We start from the raw sequence: 20,990 nt of genomic DNA on the forward strand, positions 1-20,990 counted from the left end.
AATAATAAAATGAAGTTTGATCAATATCTGTATCCCATTCATATATGGGCGCTTTCCTTTGGATGTGCCGTGGGATGGGGGGCTTTTGTCATGCCCGGAACAACGTTCCTTCCAAAGGCAGGCCCTGTCGGAACTTTTGTGGGCCTTATCATCGGCGCCATTGTCATGTTCATAATCGGTGCCAATTACCACTATCTGATGAACAAGTTCCCGGATGGCGGAGGAACTCTCACCTATACGCTTAGAACCTTTGGTCATGACCATGGCTTTATGAGTGCATGGTTTCTGGTTCTTGTGTATATCGCAATCCTTTGGGCCAATGCATCTGCCCTTGGGCTTATCAGTAAATTTCTCTTAGGAAGCACTTTTCAGTTTGGTTTCCACTATGTGATCCTTGGATATGACGTATATCTTGGAGAAGTGCTGCTATCAGTGGCAGCGGTCCTTATTTGCGGAATATGCTGCATCAGAGGAAAAAGAATTGCCTTTACTTTGCAGGTGATCTTTGCGCTTATTCTCATCTTTGGAATTATCATTTGTGCAGCATTTGTTGCAGGTGTGGACGGCAATATCCTGATTCCTCCAAGACCTTATTTTGTAAGTAATCAAGGCAGTAAGATCAACCAGATATTTATAATTGCGGCTCTTTCACCCTGGGCCTTTGTAGGTTTTGAATCCATCTCAAACTCAGCTGCGGGATTCAAGTTCCCTGCAAAAAGAAGTCTTCGCATCATGGCGATAGCTCTTTTTACAGCAGTATTATCTTATCTGCTGCTTGCGCAGATAGCTGTGGCACATGTTGATGAGGAGTATTCAACCTGGCTTGATTATATAAGGGATATTGGTAATCTCTCCGGTATAGAGGGACTGCCCACATTTCATGTTGTTTCTGATACCATGGGAAGCAGTGGCGTATTTATACTGGGACTTGCTGCTTTTGCAGGAATAATAACAGGCCTTATCGGCAACTTTATCGCTGCCAGCAGGCTGATGTTCTACATGGCTGATGAGGGAATGCTTCCACAGTGGTTTGCAAAGCTCAATGAGGAAAAGAATCCTAAGAATGCCCTTGTTTTTATCATGTGCATATCTCTTTTCATCCCGCTTCTTGGCAGGACTGCCATAGGATGGATCGTCGATGTGACAACAATCGGAGCTACAATAGCATACGCCTATACTTCAGCTGCGGCTCTTGCCACTGCCAAAAAAGAGGACAATAGGAAGGTTGAGATAACAGGCATAATAGGCATTGTCATGAGTGCTTTATTCTTCCTGTTCTTTATGATGTCTTCAGCAGAAGCTATGTCAACTGAGTCCTATCTGATATTGGCGACCTGGAGTATTTTGGGGTTCTTGTGGTTCAGGTTCGTATTTGAAAAGGATACGGAAAGAAGATACGGCAAATCAACGGTTGTCTGGGTGACCCTCCTGTTCCTGATTTTCTTCACATCACTAATGTGGATTAAAAGAGCTACCGACGACATGACAAAAGATATTGTCGGAAACATAAAGGATTACTATGAGAGCCAGAGCACCGGCAAGGATATTGATACCACTGAAAGAACAGAAGCATATATACAGGAACAGCTGGTAAATGTAGATCATGTTCTTACAAGAAACAGCCTGATCCAGATGAGTCTAATCATTATTGCTCTTGTGATCATGTTCAGCATTTACAGGATTATGTCAAGGAGAGAGAAGGCTGCTTCAGTTGAGTCCATCAAGGCCAATGAGAGAAGCCGGGCCAAGACGGTCTTTTTGTCCAATATGTCCCATGACATAAGGACTCCTATGAATGCCATTATCGGCTATATCAATTTAGCTGAGGATGAAGCTGTTACCCATGAAGAACTAAAGGATTATCTGCATAAGATAAAAGGATCCAGCCATCATTTGCTGGCACTTATAAATGACGTCCTTGAGATGAGCAGAATCGAGAGCGGAAGGATGGACCTTGAGCCTGTTCCTGTAAACTTAAGCAAGACCTTTGAGGATGTTAGAGATCTCTTTGAACTGCAGATGCACGAGAAGAATATTACGTTTAAAGTGGAATGCATAGATCTAAAGGATCCGCATGTTTACTGTGATATAAACAGACTTAACAGAGTACTGCTTAACCTTATCAGCAATGCCTATAAATTCACTCCTGAGGGCGGCAGTATATCGGTTACCTTAAAGCAGACTACAGCTGTTGTTGACGGCTGCGCAGATTATATGATAAGCGTTAAGGACAACGGAATCGGTATGTCCGAGGAGTTTACAAAGAAAGTATTTGAAGCCTTTGAGAGAGAAAAAGATACGACTGTAAGTGGCATTCAGGGAACCGGCCTTGGAATGAGCATTGTAAAGAATATAGTTGATCTCATGGGCGGAACCATTACGGTTAATTCCAAGAAAAACAAGGGCTCTGAGTTTATTGTAAAGCTATCGCTGGATAGACAGAGCCAGGAAGATATACAGAAAGAAACAGAGGCAATTGAAGCAAAGAATAGGGCAGGAGTTGCAGACTTCAGTTCCATGAGACTTCTTCTTGCAGATGATATGCCCATAAACAGGCAGATTGCGATTAAGCTGCTGGAGAAGCAGGGCTTTACTGTAGAGACTGCAGAGAATGGAAAAGAAGCTGTGGACAAAGTAAAGGCTGCTGAACCGGGTTACTACAACGCAGTTCTTATGGATATTCAGATGCCTGTCATGGGTGGCTATGAAGCGACGAAAGCCATAAGAGAGCTCGATGATGAAGAGAGAAGAAAGATACCTGTAATTGCCATGACGGCCAATGCTTTTGCGGAAGATGTCAAAAAGGCCAAAGATGCGGGAATGAATGCCCATATAGCAAAGCCTATAGATGTAAAGAACATGATAGAAGTCCTTACAGATGTCCTTACTTAAGGAACTGTTTTCTCTTTCTTGACAGGTGTGGTATTATAGCAAAGTAAGTTAAATAAAGCGGATGGTGTCTGCGGGCCGTTTGGCCGTGCAGGTGAAAAGGGAAGCAGGTGCAAGTCCTGCGCGATCTCGTCACCGTGTTTCGAGAGCTCTTTATGTATGCCACTGGAGAAATCCGGGAAGGTTTAAAGAGCAAAGCCGTAAGGCTACTCGATAAGTCGGGAGACCTGCCAGTCGCTGTACATGGGAGAAATCCTAAGTCACGAGGAATTGACGGTACGAAGAAATAAAAGCAGGAGCATGGATCTTGCTTTGTTTTGCTGTGCAACAGATAGCCAATCCCTTGTGAAAACAAGGGATTTTTTAATGCCCATGAATAAAAAACAGGAGGCTATTATGAAAAAGAAATTTCTAGGAATGTTCATGGTGGCAGCTTTGTCAGTCAGTATGCTGGCAGGTTGTACAGCAGCGGAGCAGAGCGCGCAGGAGGCTCCGGCAGAGGAGACGTCGCAGGAGGCGGCAGAAGAAGTAACTGAAGCAGCGCCAGAAGAAACAAATGCTGAGGCAGCCTTAGAGGATGGCGTTTACAGCGCAAAGTTTACAACAGACGGAAGCATGTTCCATATAAATGAAGCTTATGGAGACAGAGGTACTCTTACTGTCAAGGATGGCCAGATGACAATCCACATCACACTTCCATCCAAGAACATTGTAAACCTCTTCCCCGGAACTGCTGAGGATGCTCAGAAGGATGGAGCAGTACTCCTTGAGCCCACTACAGATACAGTTACTTATGAGGACGGTACAACTGAGGAAGTAAATGGCTTTGATGTTCCCGTTCCATACCTTGATCAGGAATTTGATCTTGCACTTATCGGAACTAAAGAGAAGTGGTATGACCACAAAGTAGTTGTATCAGATGTTCAGGAAGATGCCGGGGAGGATGATCAGGCTATGGCAGATAAGGTAGCTGAGCTTATTGACGCAATCTATGTCCAGACTTATACAGATAACACCTATGCTGAGTGTGAAGCTGCCAAGAAGGCATGGGACGAACTTACAGATGAGCAGAAAGAGCTGGTTGAAGGCGAGTTTGCTGATCCTGATTACTTCGGTAATGACACAGGAGATGCTTCTATTGATGATCCTTTAAACGCAGATGAGATCGGAGAGAAAGAGCTCCTTGTTGTAAGCTTTGGAACAAGCTTTAACGACAGTAGAGCAGAGGATATCGGCGGAATCGAGAAGGCGCTTGCAGAAGCATATCCTGATTACAGCGTAAGAAGAGCATTCACAGCTCAGATCATTATCAATCATATTTACGCAAGAGACGGTGAGAAGATTGACAACGTTGAGCAGGCTCTTGAGCGTGCAGTTTCAAACGGTGTAAAAGAGCTTGTGATCCAGCCCACACACCTTATGCATGGCGCAGAGTATGACGAGCTTATAGAAGCTGTAGATAAATATGAAGATAAGTTTGAAAAGGTAGTAATTTCAGAGCCTCTTCTCGGAGAAGTAGGAAAAGATGCGACAGTCATCAATGCCGATAAGGAAACTGTTGCCAAGGCAGTTACACAGGCTTCTGTATATGAGGCAGGCTTTGATTCTCTTGAAAATGCAGAGAATGTCGGTGTTGCATTTGTATTTATGGGACACGGAACATCTCACACAGCTAAGATCACATACTCTCAGATGCAGACCCAAATGGATGAGCTTGGCTACAAGAACGTATTCATCGGAACCGTTGAGGGCGAGCCTGAAGAGACTGAGCTTTCAGAGGTTATAAATAAGGTTAAGGAAGCCGGATACAAGAAGGTTGTACTCAGACCTCTCATGGTTGTTGCAGGCGATCATGCCAACAACGATATGGCCGGAGATGATGAGGATTCCTGGAAGAGCGGATTTGAAGCCGATGGCTCTTTTGAAGCTGTTCAGTGTCAGATATCAGGCCTTGGAAGAATTGAAGATGTTCAGAAACTTTATGTGGAGCATGTAAAGAGTGCACTTAAATAAGACTATTAACATTAAGCATTATTTGCTGATCCTGATAATGCTCTTGTTATTGTCCGGATGCGGCAGGATTCCCGATGGGAATTATGCCGCTTCCGTTACTTTATCGGGAGGATCGGGGAAGGCAAACATACAAAGCCCGTGCAATATTACTGTCACGGGAGGAAAGGCTGTTGCAGATATTATCTGGAGCAGCTCAAACTATGATTATATGATCGTGGGTGGAAAGACCTACTATCCCATCAGTACGGATGAGGGATCAGAGTTTCAGATTCCTGTTAGACTGAAAAAAGAGATGAAAGTTCAGGCGGATACCACTGCCATGGGAACGCCTCATCTTATTGATTACACACTTGTTTTTAATATTGGAGATGAAAGTAGTGCCCCGGAAGAAGAGGTGATAGATGCAGCAAGAACATCTGACATGTCACCTATTGATATTGCGGGCTTTACATATATTTCAACAGACGAAAACTCTTTTGCAAAAGAGTATAAGATACACAGATATGAAAAAGACCTTTTGGTGGTGGCGGTAAGTGATGGCAGGAATTACGTTGTAGTGCCGGATGGACTTGATGCACCGGCCATCGATGCTCCGGATACCTTTATCATCAAAAAGCCGCTTACAAGCATATATCTTGCTGCGTCAGCCGTTATGTGTCAGTTTGATGAACTGGGAGCGGTTGATAAGATAAGCCTCTCAGGAACAAAGCAGGAGGACTGGTACATTGAGTCTGCCATAAATGCCATGAAGGCGGGGGAATTGGTGTATGGCGGAAAATACAGCGCTCCCGACTACGAGATGATGATGGAGAAGGGGACGGATCTGGTGATTGAAAACACCATGATATTGCACACTCCAAAAGTTTTGGAAAAGCTCGAAAAACTGGGAATTGCGACCTTTATTGACAGGTCCAGTTATGAGGAAGATCCGCTTGGAAGGCTTGAGTGGATCAAGGTCTATGGTGCCTTTTGCGATAGGGAAGATGAAGCAGATAAAGCTTTTATGAAACAGCGCAATATGGTGGAAGATATTGATCTTGAAGGCGTTGAAGGCAAGAGCGTTGCATTCTTTTCCCTTAACTCAAGTCACCAGATAGTCACCAGAAAAAGAAACGATTACTTTGTTAAAATGATAGAAAAGGCCGGCGGAGTTTACCTTGCACCGGATACAGAGAGCGATGAAAAAGCTGCATCATCGGTTACTGTCAGCATAGAGGCCTTCTATGACTATGCTAAGGATGCGGATATTCTGATCTACAACGGAACGATACAGGATGCGCCAAAGGATCTTAAGGCACTTGCGGATATGGACGTGACCTTTAAGGACTTTAAGGCAGTTCAAAGCGGCGATGTATGGGCCTGTGATAAATCGCTGTATCAGTTTACCAATAAAGCAGGAACAATTATTTCTGACCTCTTCGAGGTTATTGCAGAGGGAAAAGAGACAACGGAGTTTTTCTACAAACTGAAGTGAGGACATACTTGGCTAAAAATCTGATGATACAGGGCACCATGAGTGGCGCCGGAAAGAGCATATTGACGGCCGGAATCCTTCGCCTTTTAAGGCAGGAGGGTTTTAGAGTCGCGCCTTTTAAGTCCCAGAACATGGCCCTTAATTCCTATGTCACTCCTAACGGACGAGAGATCGGAAGGGCTCAGGCTCTGCAGGCTCTGGCTGCCGGCAGAGAAGTATCCTCCGATATGAACCCCATACTTTTAAAGCCTACAGGGGAGCGGGCTTCACAGGTTATCGTGAACGGACTTCCCATAGGTGATATGGATGCAAGGGAGTACTTTAAGAATAAGAGAAAATATGTGCCGGATATAATGGCAGCCTATGAGAGGCTCTCACAGGATACGGATATCATTGTCATTGAGGGCGCAGGAAGCCCCGTGGAGATCAATCTAAGAAGCGAAGATATTGTGAACATGGGACTTGCAGAGCTTGTGGATGCACCGGTTCTTCTTGTTGGAAACATAGACCCCGGCGGCGTTTTTGCACAGCTCCTTGGCACGGTAAGTCTTATGCCGAAAGATGAAAGAGACAGGGTAAAGGGACTTATCATCAACAAGTTCAGAGGAGATGTTTCGCTCCTTACGCCGGGGCTTACGATGTTTAAGGAGTACTGCGACATTCCTTTTGCAGGAGTTGTTCCTTACATGGAGCTTTCTCTTGATGAGGAGGATTCCCTTTCTGATATACTAAAGGAAAGGGATGGATTTAAAGGTGGCAGTAAGGTGAAAATCGCTGTCATAAGACTTCCATTTATCAGTAATTACACAGACTATTCAGTATTTGAAAATATCGAAGACGTGGAATTAATCTATACCCAGGAGGCTGGAGCCGTTGCCGAAGCCGATCTTGTTATTATACCCGGAACAAAGAATACATTATCCGACCTTAAGTGGATGAAGGAAAAAGGACTTGATAGTGCCGTAAGGACAGCTTCTTTAGGAGGGACCTTAGTGGTTGGAATCTGTGGTGGTTTCCAGATCCTTGGAAGGAGTATTGAAGGTGAAGGCGCAGATCAGAGTAAAGAGGCGGGACTTTGTCTTTTGCCTGCGGATACGACCTTTGCTGATGAGAAAGACCTAAAGCAGGTGGAAGGTGTTCTCTCAAATATAAGCGGCGTTTACGAAAACCTGAACGGGAAGAAGTATAAAGGCTATGAGATCCACATGGGAAGGACACAGGCTGATTGGAAGTCGGACAGGGTTATAACAGAGGGGAGTGTTCTTGGAACTTATATCCACGGCTTCTTTGATGAGCCTGAGATTGCAGAGGGGCTGTTATCAATTCTCTTTGAGAGAAAGAAAATAAAAAAGCCTGTTCCAAAGATTGAGAGTCACTCCATGGTCTTGGAAAAAGAGCTTGATAAACTTGCTGATTGTCTTAGAGAAAGTCTTGATTTAGACCTAATCTACAGGGCCATCGGAATATAGGAAGAAACTATGGGATTTAAGGAAATACTGCCATCGGAAATTGAAAAAGAAAGCTTTCGCATTATCAGAAAAGAGCTTGCAGAGGCCGGGAAGATCATTCCTGAAGAGGTAGAGCCTACCGTGGTAAGGGTTATTCACACCACGGCTGATTTTGAGTATGCTGATACGCTGGAGTTTTCTGAAGGCGTGATACAAAAAGCCAAGGCTGCCATCAGGAGCGGAGCACATATTGTAACCGACACCAACATGGCACTTGCAGGCATTAACAAGAAAACTCTTGCAGGGTATGGGGGAGGAGTTCACTGCTTCATGGCAGATGAAGAAGTGGCAAAGCTGGCTAAGGAGAGAGGTGTGACCAGAGCTTATATCAGCATGGAGAAGGCAATTGAGATAAATGCTCCGCTGATCTTTGCTATCGGCAACGCGCCCACAGCTCTTGCAAGCCTTAACAGATTATGGCAGGAAAAGGGCTTTAGACCTGAGCTCATAATCGCAGTCCCGGTGGGCTTTGTAAACGTGGTCGAGGGAAAAGACCTGATCAGAAACATGGACGTTCCCTATATAATCAATGCGGGAAGAAAAGGCGGAAGCGGAGTTGCAGCAGCTATCTGCAACTCGATTCTATATAACATGTGAGTCACTGGGGACGTTTCAGATTGACTCATTGTGTGCAATGAGTCAATCTGAAACGTCCCCGGTGACTCACAATGATTCGGACTGAATAAATGGAAGAACTCTATACCTTCAAGGATGACAAGAAGTTAAGATGTGGATATACAACGGGAAGCTGTGCTGCAGCGGCGGCAAAAGCTTGCCTTATGATGCTCTTTGAAGGCGAGGATATTAGTCAGGTCAGTATTGTTACACCAAAGGGCATAACCTATATAGCTGAGATCATAGATATTGAGAGGACAGTAGCTGGCGTATCCTGCTCAGTCATAAAGGATGGCGGGGATGACATCGACGCAACTCATGGTATGAAGATAAGAGCTCAGGTGTCTCTAAGGGATGACGGAGAAATCCTGATTGACGGAGGAGAAGGCATTGGAAGGATCACTAAGCCGGGGCTTGATCAGCCCATTGGCGCAGCTGCCATTAACTCTGTGCCGAGGAAGATGATAAGAGAGAACATAGAAGAGGTTCTTGCAACAAATGGAGCAAAATCCCACGGAGCTACAGTTATCATCAGCGCACCGGACGGAAGGGAAATCGCGCAAAAGACCTTTAACCCAAAGCTTGGTATAGTTGGCGGAATCTCAATCCTCGGTACCACGGGAATCGTTGAGCCCATGAGTGATGAAGGAATCCTTGGAACCATTAAGGCGCAGATAAACATGCAGAAGGCCCTGGGAAAAAAGGTACTGCTTGTGGCACCCGGCAACTATGGTCTGAAATTCATAACAGACGAATACCAGATAGACGAGGACAGGGCAGTTCTATGCTCTAACTTTGTATATGACACCCTGATGATGGCACTGAATGCAGGGTTTGAGAAGCTTTTGTTTGTGGGGCATCTTGGGAAACTTGTGAAGGTGGCCGGAGGCATAAAAAACACTCACTCAAAATACGGAGATCACAGGATGGAGATCCTCTCAGACGCGGTTTCAAAATTCGCACCGGGAGAGCGTTTTGCACAAATTAAAAGTCAGCTCGATGAGTGCGTGATGACAGATGAAGCCTTAAGAATCATCGATGAATTTGGATATAAGGAAAAGGTCTTTTGCCACATAGCTGAGAGCATTAAGGAAAATATGGAGAGCTGGGCAGAGGGGAAGATCACCTGTGAGACCATCATATTTGCCGATGGTTACAGACTTCTCTCAGAGAGCCCCGGCGCAAAAGACGTGCTTCTTGAGATAAAAGGAGAAGGCTGATGGTACATTTTGTTGGTGCCGGTCCCGGAGCTGTGGACCTTATAACAATCAGAGGACAGAAATACATTGAGGAAGCGGATGTTATCATCTATGCCGGTTCTCTGGTTAATCCTGAGCTCTTAAGCAAGGCAAGGCCTGACTGTCAGGTCTACGATTCATCAAGGCTAAGTCTTGAAGAAGTCATAGATCTTATGAAGGATTCAGAGAGAAGTGGCGAAAAGATCGTTCGCCTTCACACCGGAGATCCAAGCATTTACGGCGCTATCCGGGAGCAGATGGATGAGCTTGATAAGCTGGGCATCTCGTATGATTACACTCCGGGAGTCAGCTCTTTTTGCGGAGCTGCCTCGGCGCTTAACCTCGAGTATACGCTTCCGGGGATAAGCCAGAGCGTACTTCTTACCAGAATGCCGGGCAGGACTCCGGTCCCTGATAAGGAGCCGACCATGGTATTCTTCTTATCCGCTGGTAACATAGATGGACTTGTAAAAGAGCTGACAGAGGCAGGAAGGAGCATGGATACTCCCTGCGCCATTGTCTATAAGGCTACCTGGCCGGATGAAGAGAAGTACGTAACAACACTGGAAAACCTTGCTTTAGTTGCAGAGCAGCATAATATAACAAAAACAGCTCTTATTATTGTCGGAGATGTAGTGGCGCCAAAGGGCTATGATAAGTCCAAGCTCTATGATGCTACTTTTACTACCGGATTCAGAGAAGGAAGCAGCACTAATGAATAGAGAAAGATCTCTAAGAGGGGTGATAGTATATGTATCCCTTGCAGTTCTGATACTTGTCGGGTTCTTTTTAAGTGTCGGGATCGGAAATGTTCATATCGGATTTACAGAGGTCCTAAGGGCAATCACAGGAGGAGCGTGTGATGAGAAGACAAGAGCCATCATCATGGATATAAGACTTCCCAGGGTGATCATGACCATTATTCTTGGCGGAGGCCTTGCTACTTCAGGATTTCTTTTGCAGACTTACTTTTCAAACCCCATCGCAGGCCCCTATATTCTCGGAATTTCATCGGGAGCCAAGATGATGGTGGCACTGGTGCTGATCTTTGTTGTCGGAAGTACAGGCAGATCCTCATCACTTCTTTTGATACTGGCTGCATTTGCCGGAGCAATCCTCACAACGGGATTTATCATCATTATATCAAAAGCCGTAAGGAACATGATGGTTCTTCTGGCTGCCGGAATCATGGTGGGCTATATTTGCAGCGCAGTTACGGATTTTCTCATTGCATTTGCCGATGACTCTGATATTGTCAATCTCCACGGCTGGTCCCAGGGAAGCTTTTCCGGAATCGACATGGGAAGCGTAAAATACGCCCTAGTGATCGTAGGAGCAGCCTTTTTCCTGGTGATGCTCCTTGGTAAGTCTCTGGATGCCTTCAGGCTTGGAGAGGGCTATGCAAGAAGCGTTGGAGTAAATGTTAAGGTCACAAGAAGTGAAGTTATACTGCTATCAAGTGTCCTCTCTGCCTGTGTAACTGCCTTTGTCGGACCCGTTTCCTTTATAGGAATCGCCGTTCCCTTTCTTATGAGGGAGCTATTAAAGTCCTCAAAACCAATAGTCCTGTTGCCGGCGGCATTTATGTCAGGCGCAGTATTTTGTATGTTCAGTGACCTTCTGGCCAGGAGCCTTTTTGCGCCGACTGAGCTGAACATTTCTGCTGTAACTTCGCTCTTTGGAGCGCCTATCGTTATCTTTATGATAATCAGGAGAAACATAAATAATGAAACTTGATAAGGTCGTAGCCGGATATCACAAAAAAATAGTGGTTCGAGATGTGGACCTTTTTGTCACGCCGGGCGAGATCATTGGCATCATTGGCCCCAACGGCGGCGGTAAATCCACAATCCTTAAGAGCATAAACGGAAGCCTTTCGCTTATCGGAGGTAGTGTCCTTTTAGATGACCTGGACGTTTCCAAAGCTTTACCAAAAGAGATATCGAAGGTCATGTCCGTTGTCACCACCGAGAGGGTAAAGCCGATCCTTATGACCTGCAGGGATGTGGTATCTGCCGGAAGGATTCCTTTTACCGATGGACTTGGAAGGCTGAGAGAGGAAGATAATGCCCAGATAGACAGGGCAATGGAGCTGATGAAGATAAAAGAGCTCTCAGACATCGCCTACTCAGATGTCAGCGATGGTCAGAAACAAAGAACCCTTATTGCCAGAGCAATCGCCCAGGACCCAAAGTTCCTTGTGATGGATGAGCCCACTTCCTACATGGATATAAGACACAGATACGAGCTCATGGAGACATTAAAAAAGCTATCGGGCGAAGGCGTGACAATTGTAGCTTCGCTCCACGAACTTGAGCTTGCACTTTCCTATTGCGACAGACTTCTTCTTGTCTATGACGATGGGCATGTTCTTGTTAAAAGACCTGATGAAGTTATCGAGGAAGGTCTGTTAAAGCAGCTCTTTGACCTAAATGGCGATATGTATGAAAAGGTGATGCAGAGCATTATCGGCACAAAGAGTGCAGGAGGAACCAGCTTTTTTACTAACAGAAACTGTAAGTCATTCCCCTGCCATGATGTGCCGGAAGAAGAGTTTAACTGCATGTTCTGCTATTGCCCCTTATACGATCATGAGGACTGCGGCGGAAACTACGTATGGAACGATAAGGGCATCAAGAATTGTAAGAACTGTGCTTTTCCTCACTTTAGGGACAACTACCCGAAGGTGATCAAAAAGCTTAAGGAAAAAATGTATGGACAGGGCATCAAAGAATAACTACAAGTTCATATGCTTTACCGCGGCCGGAAGGCAGCTGATGGAAAAGATCCTTTTGAAGATTCCCGGAGAAACAGGTGCCTGTGGCCCGGATAAGCTGGAAACCGGAGGACTTTCGGACTGGACTAAGGAGAACTTCAAAAAAGGAAATGTTCTCGTTTTTATCGGAGCCTGCGGAATTGCTGTGAGGGCGATTGCTCAGTATATAACTGACAAGACTGAAGACCCGGCTGTGATCGTCATTGATGAAGAGGGCAGGTTTGTAATACCCATTCTCTCAGGACACCATGGCGGCGGAGTTGCTGCGGCAAAAGAGCTTTCAGACATTATCGGGGCTACAGCCGTTATCACAACAGCCAGCGATGTAAGGGGAGAGTTTGCTGTTGATGTGTTTTCCAAAAACAACGGCCTTGTAATTAACGATATGAAAAAGGCTAAGTCTTTTTCTGCATATCTTCTTGAACATAACAAAGCGTTTTACATGGTGGATCCGGAATTTGAAGATGTTTTTGAAACCTCATTCAATAGAGATAGTCTGATAAAACTTAAGAATTCTGATGAGCTGCAAGAAAGAGACAGCTCTTTTACCATCTCACCGAAGACCTGCGATATAGAACAATTACAGCTGATTCCGAAGTGCATAGTGCTGGGCGTAGGCTGCAGAAAAGGGAAAGAGGGAAGAGAGCTTATAGAATTTGCAGACCGAATTCTTGATGAGCTTTCTCTCGATAAAAGGAGTGTTTTAGCTGTTACCTCTATAGATTTAAAGAGTAAAGAGGTGGGGATAATAGAGCTCGCAGAAAGTCTTGGAGCCGAATTTAAGACTTTTTCGCAGGAACTGCTAATGCAGCAGGAAGGGGAGTTTTCAGCTTCGCAGTTTGTGAGAGAAACAACAGGGGCTGACAATGTCTGCGAGAGGTCAGTCTTGGCCTATGGCTGCAGGAGAATGATCATGAAAAAGAGAGCAGAAAACGGTATGACACTGGCAGTTGGAGTTTTAGGGAGGAGCTTTACCGATGAGTGAGAAGAGTTTGTATGTGGTTGGGTTTGGACCGGGACAGTATTCGGATATGACTATAAAGAGCGCCAAGGTGCTCAACGGTTGCGACGTGATCGTGGGATATACTGTCTACTGCGATCTGGTGCGTCCCATGTTTGAGGATAAAAAGTTTATCAGCACTCCGATGATGAAGGAGGAGGAGAGGGTAAGGCTTGCCTTAAAGGAGGCGGATACAGGCAAGAAGGTTGCCCTTATATGCAGCGGAGATGCGGGAATATACGGACTTCTGGGACTTGTCTATGAAATGGGCGTCGATTTTCCGGAAGTTTCCATAAAGGCTACAACAGGTGTCACAGCGGCCATCAGTGGAGGAGCCATTTTGGGAGCTCCGCTTATACATGACTTCTGCTGCATCAGCTTAAGCAACAGACTAACACCTTTTGAGCTTATTGAAAAAAGGCTCCGGGCTGCAGCACAGACGGATATGGTCATTGTGCTCTATAATCCGGAGAGTAAGTCGAGAGCCGGATTTTTAAAGAAGGCCTGTGAGATACTTCTTGAGGAGATTGAAGAGGAGAGGGTGTGCGGAATTGCAAGGAACATCGGAAGAGACGGTGAGAACTCAGAAGTCCTTACCCTTGGGGAGCTGAAAGAAGCTTCCGCAGATATGTTCTCGACGGTGTTTATCGGCAATTCATCAACCAGAAATATAATGGGACTTATGGTCACAGCCAGAGGATATCAAAGTGAGAGATAAGATTCTTGTTTTCGGCGGAACCACTGAAGGAAGACTGCTTGCAAGTAAATTAGAGGAACTGGGAATTCCGCATGTGGTCAGCGTTGCAACAGAATATGGAAAGACAGTTGAAGAGGAGAGCGGAGAAGCATCTCTGCTTGTGGGACGCATGGACAGAAACGCAATTGCAGACCTTCTTAGAAGTGGCGAGTTTGCTGCAGTTGTTGATGCGACGCACCCTTACGCTATCAAGGCTTCCAAGGAGATAAAGAGCGCCTGTGAAAAAGAGTCTTTTACTTATTTAAGGCTACTGAGAAAAACTGCAGATTCTGAGGCAAATGAAGAAAACGTGACATATGTTGAAGATGTGGCAGAGGCGGCAAAAGAGCTTGAGAAGAGAGCAGGAAACATACTGCTTCTTACAGGTAGCAGGGATTTAAAAGAGATTACAAGTGGGATTTCAGACATATCCAGAGTTTATGTCAGGATCATTCCGGATGTTGCAAGCATCGAAAAGTGCCATGAAGCGGGGCTACGGGGACGTCAGATAATTGCAATGCAGGGACCTTTTTCAGTGGCCATGAATGAGGCTCTGATAAGAGAGATAAATGCATCGGTCATCCTTACCAAGGAAAGCGGAGAGGCAGGAGGATTTTCGGAGAAGCTAAGGGCTGCTGATAACTGCAATGCACAGACAATCGTTATAAGAAATCCTGAGAAGAATGATATCTCTAATGATGGCCTGGAAGCCGGAGAAATACTAAATAGGATCCTTGCTATCCTGGGAAAAGAGCCTTTAGAAGAACCTTGCAGAAGAATAACTCTAGGTGGCGTAGGCCCCGGTGATGAGAGGTTCTATACAGCTGAGTTTTCAAAAGCCATGAAGGAAGCAGATATTGTCTTTGGCGCAAAGACGGTTCTTGAGAGAATAAAAGGAATTTCCGCTCCTCAAAAGGACTGGTATGAGGGAGAGAAGATTATGGAATTTCTAAAGGAGCATCATGAGTATAAGGCTCCTCTGGTGGTGTATTCAGGAGATATAAGCCTTTGCAGCGGAGCAAAGAAAGCTTCTGCAATATTTGAAGAAGAGGGCTACACAGTAAAAAAGATATCCGGAATATCTTCGGTATCACTCTTTGCAGCAAGGCTCGGCGCTGCTCTTGAAGATGTGACGATAATCTCAAACCACGGCAGAGAATGCGATGTGGGCGGTTTTGTCAGGAAAAATGAGAAAGTAATTCTTCTTGCAAATAGCGCAGAAGCGGCACTTGAGACAGCAAAGAGATTGCCCAAAGAATGCAGAGTGATATTTGGATGCGAGCTTGGAACTGAAGCAGAGAAGATAAGCGAGTATGGGGCAGAAGGTTTTTTGGAAAGTGATGTTAAAGGCAAGACCTTAATGTATATCGAGAACCCTGAAGCTTCTAAGAACAAGCTGATTCCGGCACTTTCGGATGATGAGATAATAAGGGGCGATGTGCCCATGACCAAGGAGGAAGTAAGGGCACTGTCTGTAAGAAAGCTTAGGCTTACCAAAAACAGTGTACTTTATGATGTTGGTGCCGGAACAGGCTCAATATCACTTGAAGCTGCACTTACTGACCCGGGCGTAAAGGTCTTTTCCATAGAGAAAAACAAAAAGGCCATAGAGCTCCTATATAAGAACAGAGATAAATTCGGCCTTGGGAATATGGAGATAGTTGAGGGAAAGGCGCCCGAAGCTCTAGCCGGTCTTACAAAGCCAAGCCATGTCTTTATAGGTGGAAGCAGTGGAAATCTTGAAGAAATAATCAAGAGCTGCATGAAGGATAACGGGCCTGTAAGGTTCGTAGTCAACTGCGTAACTCTTGAGACCCTTGGAAAGACCATGGAAGTGATCAGTGCCATGGGAGCAGCAAACACTGAGGTGGTTCAGCTTAGCGCAGCAAGGTTTAAGGAAGTAGGAACCTATCACATGGCAGATGGGATGAATCCGGTGTTTGTTATAGCTTTTGAAGTTTAGGTGGATGGTGATGGAAAGAGAAAAAGTACTGCCAAGAGTTCTTTTGTGCGCTCCAAAAAGCGGCAGCGGAAAGACTTTGATAACCTGTGCGCTTTTGCGTGCTCTTGTAAAAAAGGGCTTTAGTCCCTGCGCCTTTAAATGCGGACCAGACTTTATAGATCCGATGTTTCACAAAAGCGTATTGTCGGTTCCTTCAAGAAATCTGGACCTTATAATGGCCGGAGAAGAGGGAGTAGAAAGAAACCTCATCGAAGGCTCAAAGAGGTGCGATATCGGCATTATTGAGGGCGTCATGGGCTTTTATGACGGCCTTGGAGCCGAGGAAGGGCTTGGATCTTCATATGACCTGTGCGTAAGGACAAAGACCCCGGCGATACTTATTGTTGATGCAAAGGGCATGAGCAAATCCGTGGTTGCCATGATAAAGGGATATCTTGAGTACGGCAGCAATCGCGTGATAAAGGGTGTTATTCTTAACAGGGTATCAGCGGCTCTTGTTTCCGAGCTTTCAACCCTTATCAAGAGAGAACTTGGGATTCCCGTAATAGCAGCGCTTCCTGTACTAAAGGACGGCATTCTTGAGAGCAGACACCTTGGTCTGGTTATGCCATCGGAGGTTCCACAGCTCCTTTCAAGAGTTGACAGTGTTTCTGATGAGCTTTTAAAGAGTCTTGATATGGACGGCCTTATGCAGATAGCGAAAGAGGCCGGAGCCATAAGTGTCCCGGAAGAGAAGCCGTATCCGCAGTTTGACGTGACTGTGGGCGTCGCAAGGGATGAAGCATTTTGTTTTTACTATGAGGAGAACCTTGAACTCCTTGAGAAAATGGGAGCGCGTATAAAGTTCTTTTCCCCGATCCATGATAGAAAAATTCCGGAGGTATCGAGGCTTATCATAGGCGGAGGCTATCCTGAACTCTATGCAAAAGAACTCTCGGAAAATGTGAGCATGCGCGATAGCATCAAAAAAGCTGCAAACTTAGGGATGCCAATCCTTGCAGAGTGCGGAGGCTTTCTCTACCTGCAGGAGAAGCTAAAAGATAAAGAGGGCAGCGAATATGATATGGTGGGAGCGCTTAATGGCAGTTCATTCATGACAGGTAAGCTCTCGCATTTTGGTTATGTGTCTGTGAGCAAAGCTTTAGATAACCCTTATCTGACGGAAAAAGACCGCGTAAGAGGCCATGAATTCCATTACTACGATACGACGGATAACGGCGAAGCTGCTACTGTTACTAAGCTAAGCAGTGGCAGGTCCTGGAGCGGATATCAGTCAAAGGGAAATGTCTTTGCGGGATTTGCACACCTTTACTATCCTTCATGCAGGAAGGTTATAGAGAGATTTTTAGGAATGTAGGATTTTGGTATGACACAGGAAGAACTGTTTGATCTGAATATAGATAAGCCTGACGAAAAGGTCTTTATGCAGGTGAAAAGAAACTGGGATAGGATCTCAAAGCCCCTGGATTCTCTGGGAGATTTTGAGGATGTGATCTGCAGGATCGGTGCGATCCAAAACAGCGAACACCCTGAGATTGATAAAAAGACCCTGGTTGTCATGTGCGCAGACAACGGAATTGTAAAAGAGGGCGTATCCCAAAGCGGGAGCGAGATCACAAGGGCTGTGGCAGTAGCCCTCGGAAAAGGCATCAGCAGCGCCAACACCATGGCAAGGAAAGTGGGTGCTGAAGTTATTACTGTTGATATCGGTATTGATTGCAACGAAGAGATAGAGGGTGTTCTAAGCAGAAAGGTCAGCAGGGGAACAAAGAGTTTTCTTGATGAGCCTGCCATGAGTGAGAGCGAAGTACTCTCCGCTATAGAGACAGGGATAGGCCTGGTAAAAGAACTATCGGAGAAAGGCACAGATATCCTTGCAACCGGAGAGATGGGAATCGGCAATACCACTACGTCTTCTGCTGTGATCTGCGCCATCTTAGAGCTTGACCCATCTGATGTAGCAGGGCGAGGAGCAGGACTTTCACACGAGGGACTGTTCAGGAAAATAGATGTTATTAGAAAAGGCCTTGCCAAATATTCATTTGATGGTCTTGGTGAAAAAGAGAGGGCTCTAGAAATATTGAGAACTTTAGGAGGGTTGGATATTGCAGGCCTTGCCGGAGTGTGCATAGGTGCCGGAATCTACCATATACCTGTTATGCTTGACGGTGTGATCAGTACATGCGCAGCAATGGTGGCAAATGCCATTGCCCCCGGAACTTCTGAGTACATGATCGCATCCCACGCAGGAAGAGAGAAGGGCAATGTCTTTACGCTTAGTGAGCTGCGACTTAAGCCTCTTATGAACGGAAATCTTGCGCTTGGTGAGGGAACAGGAGCTTTAATGGCATTTTCACTTCTTGATGTGGCGATGGATTTTTACGACAATGCAGCTAAGTTTGCTGATTACGAGATCGATGATTATGAGAGGTTTGATTGATGGTTGCTTTGGTCATAGGAGTACCGGACAGCGGAAAGAGCGAGCTGGCAGAAAATGTGGCACTTGAGCTTTCGGGAGAAAACAAAAGAATATATCTTGCCACCATGGAGGTTTTGGACGAAGCGGGATACGAAAGAGTAAAAAAGCACAGAAAGCTTCGGGAAGGGAAAGGCTTTTTTACCATAGAAGCGCCTGTGAGGGCCTGGGAAGCTGTATCGGGACAGCCGGATCTTAAGGATTCTACAGTGCTCATTGAGTGCATATCTAACCTGGTTGGGAATGTGATGCACGATGAGAACTTTATGAAAACTGAAGGTGCTCAAAGCCTCAGAGACAGTGCTGTAGGGGCCGCTGTTTCAGATGTGGAACAAATCTGCCGGGCAGCTAAAAACGTAGTGATAGTGACAAACTCTTTTGCACAGAGAGATGAATTTGATGAGGAGACAAAAGAGTATATCACATGCCTTGATGAGGTGAACGGAAGGCTGCGAAACTTAGCTGATACAGTCTATGAATTTGTCGAAGGAGAATGGCAAAAGAGTGAGAATAATTAAGAGTATACTAATTGCATTTTCCATGTACTCAAGGATTCCTGTTCCGCAGTTTAAGTGGGAAGAGGAGGAGTACAGCCATGCTATAAGCTTCCTTCCTCTGATCGGGATGGTGATCGGAGGGCTGGAAATCGGTCTGTGGTTTTTGTGCTGCCGATTTGATGTTCCCGTGTTTGTTACATCGCTCCTTCTTTGCCTTGTGCCTGTTGTTATTACCGGCGGATTTCACTTGGACGGCTATATGGATGTCTGTGATGCCCTCTCTTCATATTCGGGGAGGGAGAGAAGCCTGGAAATCATGAAGGATCCGCATATCGGAGCTTTTGCAGTGATCGGGTTTGCCAGGTTTTCTCTTTTGTTTGTACTTGGAGCTTATCTGCTTGCCTACGCAGGTGAAGGCGATACAAGCTACATGGGAATATATCTTTTTGCGCTTCTGTTCGTGTTTGTAAGAGCTCTTTGCGGAGTCTTGAGTCTTGTCCTTCCAAAGGCAAAGAGTGACGGAATGCTCAGCAGAGAAGCGGGAAAGACGGGGAGCGCCGATTTTATGTTTCTGACGTTTCTTGCTTCTGCCTCAGGCCTTTTTATGATATACATAAATCTGGTGGCAGGAGCTATTGTCTTTCTGGCTCTTATCATTTTTTGTTTTTACTATGCATATCTTTGCAATAAGAAATTCGGCGGAGTTACAGGAGATACGGCAGGCATGTTTGTTGCAAGAGGAGAGCTGATCGGCCTTCTTGTGCTTGCTGTTTACTTCTTTGTGGTCAGATTATGATAGAACATTTTATAGCGTTTTTTATTGGATTTTTAATAGACAGGATCGTCGGAGATCCGCACCGGATGCCTCATCCCGTAAGGCTTATGGGGAGAGTTATAAACCTTTTGGAAAAGGCGTTTCTTGGAAAAGAAACTAAGGAAAAGGCACGGAATACCAAAAAGGAGTTCTGTCTCGGAGCTCTCTTATGGGTGATCGTTGTCACACTTACCTTTGTCGTCGGCTTTGCGATCTGGTTTTTTACACATCTTTACAGCAGCTACCTTGGAATTGCGGTAGAGGCAATTCTCACAGCATATTGCCTAGCAGCAAAGAGCCTGAAAGATGAGAGCATGAAAGTGTATGATGCGCTGGAAAAAGACGGCCTTGATGCCGGAAGAGCCGCAGTGTCCATGATCGTAGGAAGAGATACAGACGTGCTGGATGAAGACGGAGTCGTGAGAGCAGCGGTGGAAACTGTGGCAGAGAATACTTCCGACGGAGTCATTGCGCCTCTTATTTACTGTTTCCTTGGCGGAGCAGTCTTCGGACTGGTGTATAAGGCAGTGAACACCATGGATTCCATGCTTGGCTATCACAATGACAGATATGAGTATTTCGGGAAGTTTGCAGCTAAGATGGATGATGTCTTTAATTACATTCCTGCCAGGATAAGTGTACTTCTTATGATAGGTGCATCATTCTTTTTGGGAAAAGAGTATTCGGCAAAGGGAGCTGCCAAGATATTTAAAAGAGATCGCTACAATCATAAGTCTCCGAATTCAGCTCAGACCGAGAGCGTTCTTGCAGGAGCGCTTTCAGTAAGACTTGCGGGAGATGCCAGCTATTTTGGCAAGGTTGTAAAAAAGCCTTATATAGGGGATGACGACAGACCTATTGAGAGAAAAGACATTAAAAGGGCCTGCAGACTAATGTATGGGACAGAGTCTCTTTGTATTGTCCTGATGGTCATTCTTGCAGTAGTTCTTAGCATTTCGTATTATAGATAATTGGTGAAAAAAGATTCAGG

17 protein-coding genes and 1 riboswitch are annotated in these 20,990 nt (G+C 45.5%); all 17 genes read left to right on the forward strand.

The features are described from left to right. Window positions 1–9 precede the first annotated feature (9 nt). The 17 genes from G632_RS21205 to cbiB all read left to right on the forward strand — a co-directional run bounded on the left by G632_RS21205 (window position 10) and on the right by cbiB (window position 20,970). Complete coding sequence (locus G632_RS21205) at window positions 10–2,892, forward strand: ATP-binding response regulator (protein ID WP_196802286.1); 2,883 nt, start codon at window positions 10–12, stop codon at window positions 2,890–2,892. Between the two features lie 45 nt (window positions 2,893–2,937). Continuing rightward, window positions 2,938–3,138: riboswitch (cobalamin riboswitch) on the forward strand. 147 nt (window positions 3,139–3,285) lie between these two features. Then, complete coding sequence (locus G632_RS19590) at window positions 3,286–4,902, forward strand: sirohydrochlorin cobaltochelatase (protein WP_022768992.1); 1,617 nt, start codon at window positions 3,286–3,288, stop codon at window positions 4,900–4,902. Further along, complete coding sequence (locus G632_RS19595; protein ID WP_022768993.1) at window positions 4,889–6,376, forward strand: ABC transporter substrate-binding protein; 1,488 nt, start codon at window positions 4,889–4,891, stop codon at window positions 6,374–6,376. The genes G632_RS19590 and G632_RS19595 overlap by 14 nt, the downstream gene beginning before the upstream one ends. Window positions 6,377–6,384: 8 nt before the next feature. After that, window positions 6,385–7,845 carry a cobyric acid synthase gene (locus G632_RS0110100; protein WP_022768995.1) on the forward strand — a complete coding sequence of 487 codons (1,461 nt, stop codon included), beginning with the start codon at window positions 6,385–6,387 and terminating at the stop codon, window positions 7,843–7,845. 9 nt (window positions 7,846–7,854) lie between these two features. Next, window positions 7,855–8,481: a precorrin-8X methylmutase gene (locus G632_RS0110105; RefSeq protein WP_022768996.1), complete on the forward strand. Its 627-nt coding sequence runs from the start codon at window positions 7,855–7,857 to the stop codon at window positions 8,479–8,481. An 89-nt stretch (window positions 8,482–8,570) separates the two neighbouring features. Continuing rightward, window positions 8,571–9,719: a cobalt-precorrin-5B (C(1))-methyltransferase CbiD gene (gene cbiD / locus G632_RS0110110; RefSeq protein ID WP_022768997.1), complete on the forward strand. Its 1,149-nt coding sequence runs from the start codon at window positions 8,571–8,573 to the stop codon at window positions 9,717–9,719. Beyond that, window positions 9,719–10,459, forward strand: a complete 741-nt coding sequence (gene cobM, locus G632_RS0110115) for a precorrin-4 C(11)-methyltransferase (RefSeq protein WP_022768999.1) — start codon at window positions 9,719–9,721, stop codon at window positions 10,457–10,459. Before cbiD ends, cobM begins: the two co-directional genes overlap by 1 nt. Continuing rightward, the gene (locus G632_RS0110120) at window positions 10,452–11,474 is read left to right on the forward strand and encodes a FecCD family ABC transporter permease (RefSeq protein ID WP_022769000.1); all 1,023 of its coding nucleotides are present in this window, start codon (window positions 10,452–10,454) and stop codon (window positions 11,472–11,474) included. Before cobM ends, G632_RS0110120 begins: the two co-directional genes overlap by 8 nt. Beyond that, window positions 11,464–12,474, forward strand: coding sequence for an ATP-binding cassette domain-containing protein (locus tag G632_RS19600; RefSeq protein WP_022769001.1), 1,011 nt, complete (start codon window positions 11,464–11,466; stop codon window positions 12,472–12,474). Before G632_RS0110120 ends, G632_RS19600 begins: the two co-directional genes overlap by 11 nt. Continuing rightward, complete coding sequence (locus G632_RS19605; protein ID WP_022769003.1) at window positions 12,452–13,498, forward strand: cobalt-precorrin 5A hydrolase; 1,047 nt, start codon at window positions 12,452–12,454, stop codon at window positions 13,496–13,498. Before G632_RS19600 ends, G632_RS19605 begins: the two co-directional genes overlap by 23 nt. Beyond that, on the forward strand, window positions 13,491–14,231 hold the full coding sequence (cobJ, locus tag G632_RS0110135) for a precorrin-3B C(17)-methyltransferase (protein ID WP_022769004.1): 741 nt from the start codon (window positions 13,491–13,493) through the stop codon (window positions 14,229–14,231). Before G632_RS19605 ends, cobJ begins: the two co-directional genes overlap by 8 nt. Further along, window positions 14,221–16,212: a precorrin-6A reductase gene (gene cobK / locus G632_RS0110140; RefSeq protein WP_022769006.1), complete on the forward strand. Its 1,992-nt coding sequence runs from the start codon at window positions 14,221–14,223 to the stop codon at window positions 16,210–16,212. The genes cobJ and cobK overlap by 11 nt, the downstream gene beginning before the upstream one ends. A gap of 10 nt (window positions 16,213–16,222) precedes the next feature. After that, entirely contained in the window at window positions 16,223–17,569 is a 1,347-nt protein-coding gene (locus G632_RS0110145) for a cobyrinate a,c-diamide synthase (protein ID WP_022769007.1), read from the forward strand. 9 nt (window positions 17,570–17,578) lie between these two features. Then, window positions 17,579–18,652, forward strand: coding sequence for a nicotinate-nucleotide--dimethylbenzimidazole phosphoribosyltransferase (cobT, locus tag G632_RS0110150; RefSeq protein ID WP_022769008.1), 1,074 nt, complete (start codon window positions 17,579–17,581; stop codon window positions 18,650–18,652). Further along, window positions 18,652–19,206 carry a bifunctional adenosylcobinamide kinase/adenosylcobinamide-phosphate guanylyltransferase gene (locus tag G632_RS19610; RefSeq protein WP_022769010.1) on the forward strand — a complete coding sequence of 185 codons (555 nt, stop codon included), beginning with the start codon at window positions 18,652–18,654 and terminating at the stop codon, window positions 19,204–19,206. Before cobT ends, G632_RS19610 begins: the two co-directional genes overlap by 1 nt. Beyond that, on the forward strand, window positions 19,193–19,981 hold the full coding sequence (locus G632_RS0110160) for an adenosylcobinamide-GDP ribazoletransferase (RefSeq protein WP_022769011.1): 789 nt from the start codon (window positions 19,193–19,195) through the stop codon (window positions 19,979–19,981). Before G632_RS19610 ends, G632_RS0110160 begins: the two co-directional genes overlap by 14 nt. Continuing rightward, complete coding sequence (gene cbiB, locus G632_RS0110165) at window positions 19,978–20,970, forward strand: adenosylcobinamide-phosphate synthase CbiB (RefSeq protein ID WP_022769012.1); 993 nt, start codon at window positions 19,978–19,980, stop codon at window positions 20,968–20,970. The genes G632_RS0110160 and cbiB overlap by 4 nt, the downstream gene beginning before the upstream one ends. The last annotated feature ends 20 nt before the right edge of the window (window positions 20,971–20,990 follow it).

The sequence above is a fragment of the Butyrivibrio sp. NC2007 genome, assembly GCF_000421405.1.
Classification (GTDB): domain Bacteria; phylum Bacillota; class Clostridia; order Lachnospirales; family Lachnospiraceae; genus Butyrivibrio.

Coding starts and splice junctions, on each gene's coding strand:
- G632_RS21205 (WP_196802286.1), top strand. CDS start 10: ATGAAGTTTGATCAATATCTGTATCCCATTCATATATGGGCGCTTTCC.
- G632_RS19590 (WP_022768992.1), top strand. CDS start 3,286: ATGAAAAAGAAATTTCTAGGAATGTTCATGGTGGCAGCTTTGTCAGTC.
- G632_RS0110105 (WP_022768996.1), top strand. CDS start 7,855: ATGGGATTTAAGGAAATACTGCCATCGGAAATTGAAAAAGAAAGCTTT.
- cbiD (WP_022768997.1), top strand. CDS start 8,571: ATGGAAGAACTCTATACCTTCAAGGATGACAAGAAGTTAAGATGTGGA.
- cobM (WP_022768999.1), top strand. CDS start 9,719: ATGGTACATTTTGTTGGTGCCGGTCCCGGAGCTGTGGACCTTATAACA.
- G632_RS0110120 (WP_022769000.1), top strand. CDS start 10,452: ATGAATAGAGAAAGATCTCTAAGAGGGGTGATAGTATATGTATCCCTT.
- G632_RS19600 (WP_022769001.1), top strand. CDS start 11,464: ATGAAACTTGATAAGGTCGTAGCCGGATATCACAAAAAAATAGTGGTT.
- G632_RS19605 (WP_022769003.1), top strand. CDS start 12,452: ATGGACAGGGCATCAAAGAATAACTACAAGTTCATATGCTTTACCGCG.
- cobJ (WP_022769004.1), top strand. CDS start 13,491: ATGAGTGAGAAGAGTTTGTATGTGGTTGGGTTTGGACCGGGACAGTAT.
- G632_RS0110145 (WP_022769007.1), top strand. CDS start 16,223: ATGGAAAGAGAAAAAGTACTGCCAAGAGTTCTTTTGTGCGCTCCAAAA.
- cobT (WP_022769008.1), top strand. CDS start 17,579: ATGACACAGGAAGAACTGTTTGATCTGAATATAGATAAGCCTGACGAA.
- G632_RS19610 (WP_022769010.1), top strand. CDS start 18,652: ATGGTTGCTTTGGTCATAGGAGTACCGGACAGCGGAAAGAGCGAGCTG.
- cbiB (WP_022769012.1), top strand. CDS start 19,978: ATGATAGAACATTTTATAGCGTTTTTTATTGGATTTTTAATAGACAGG.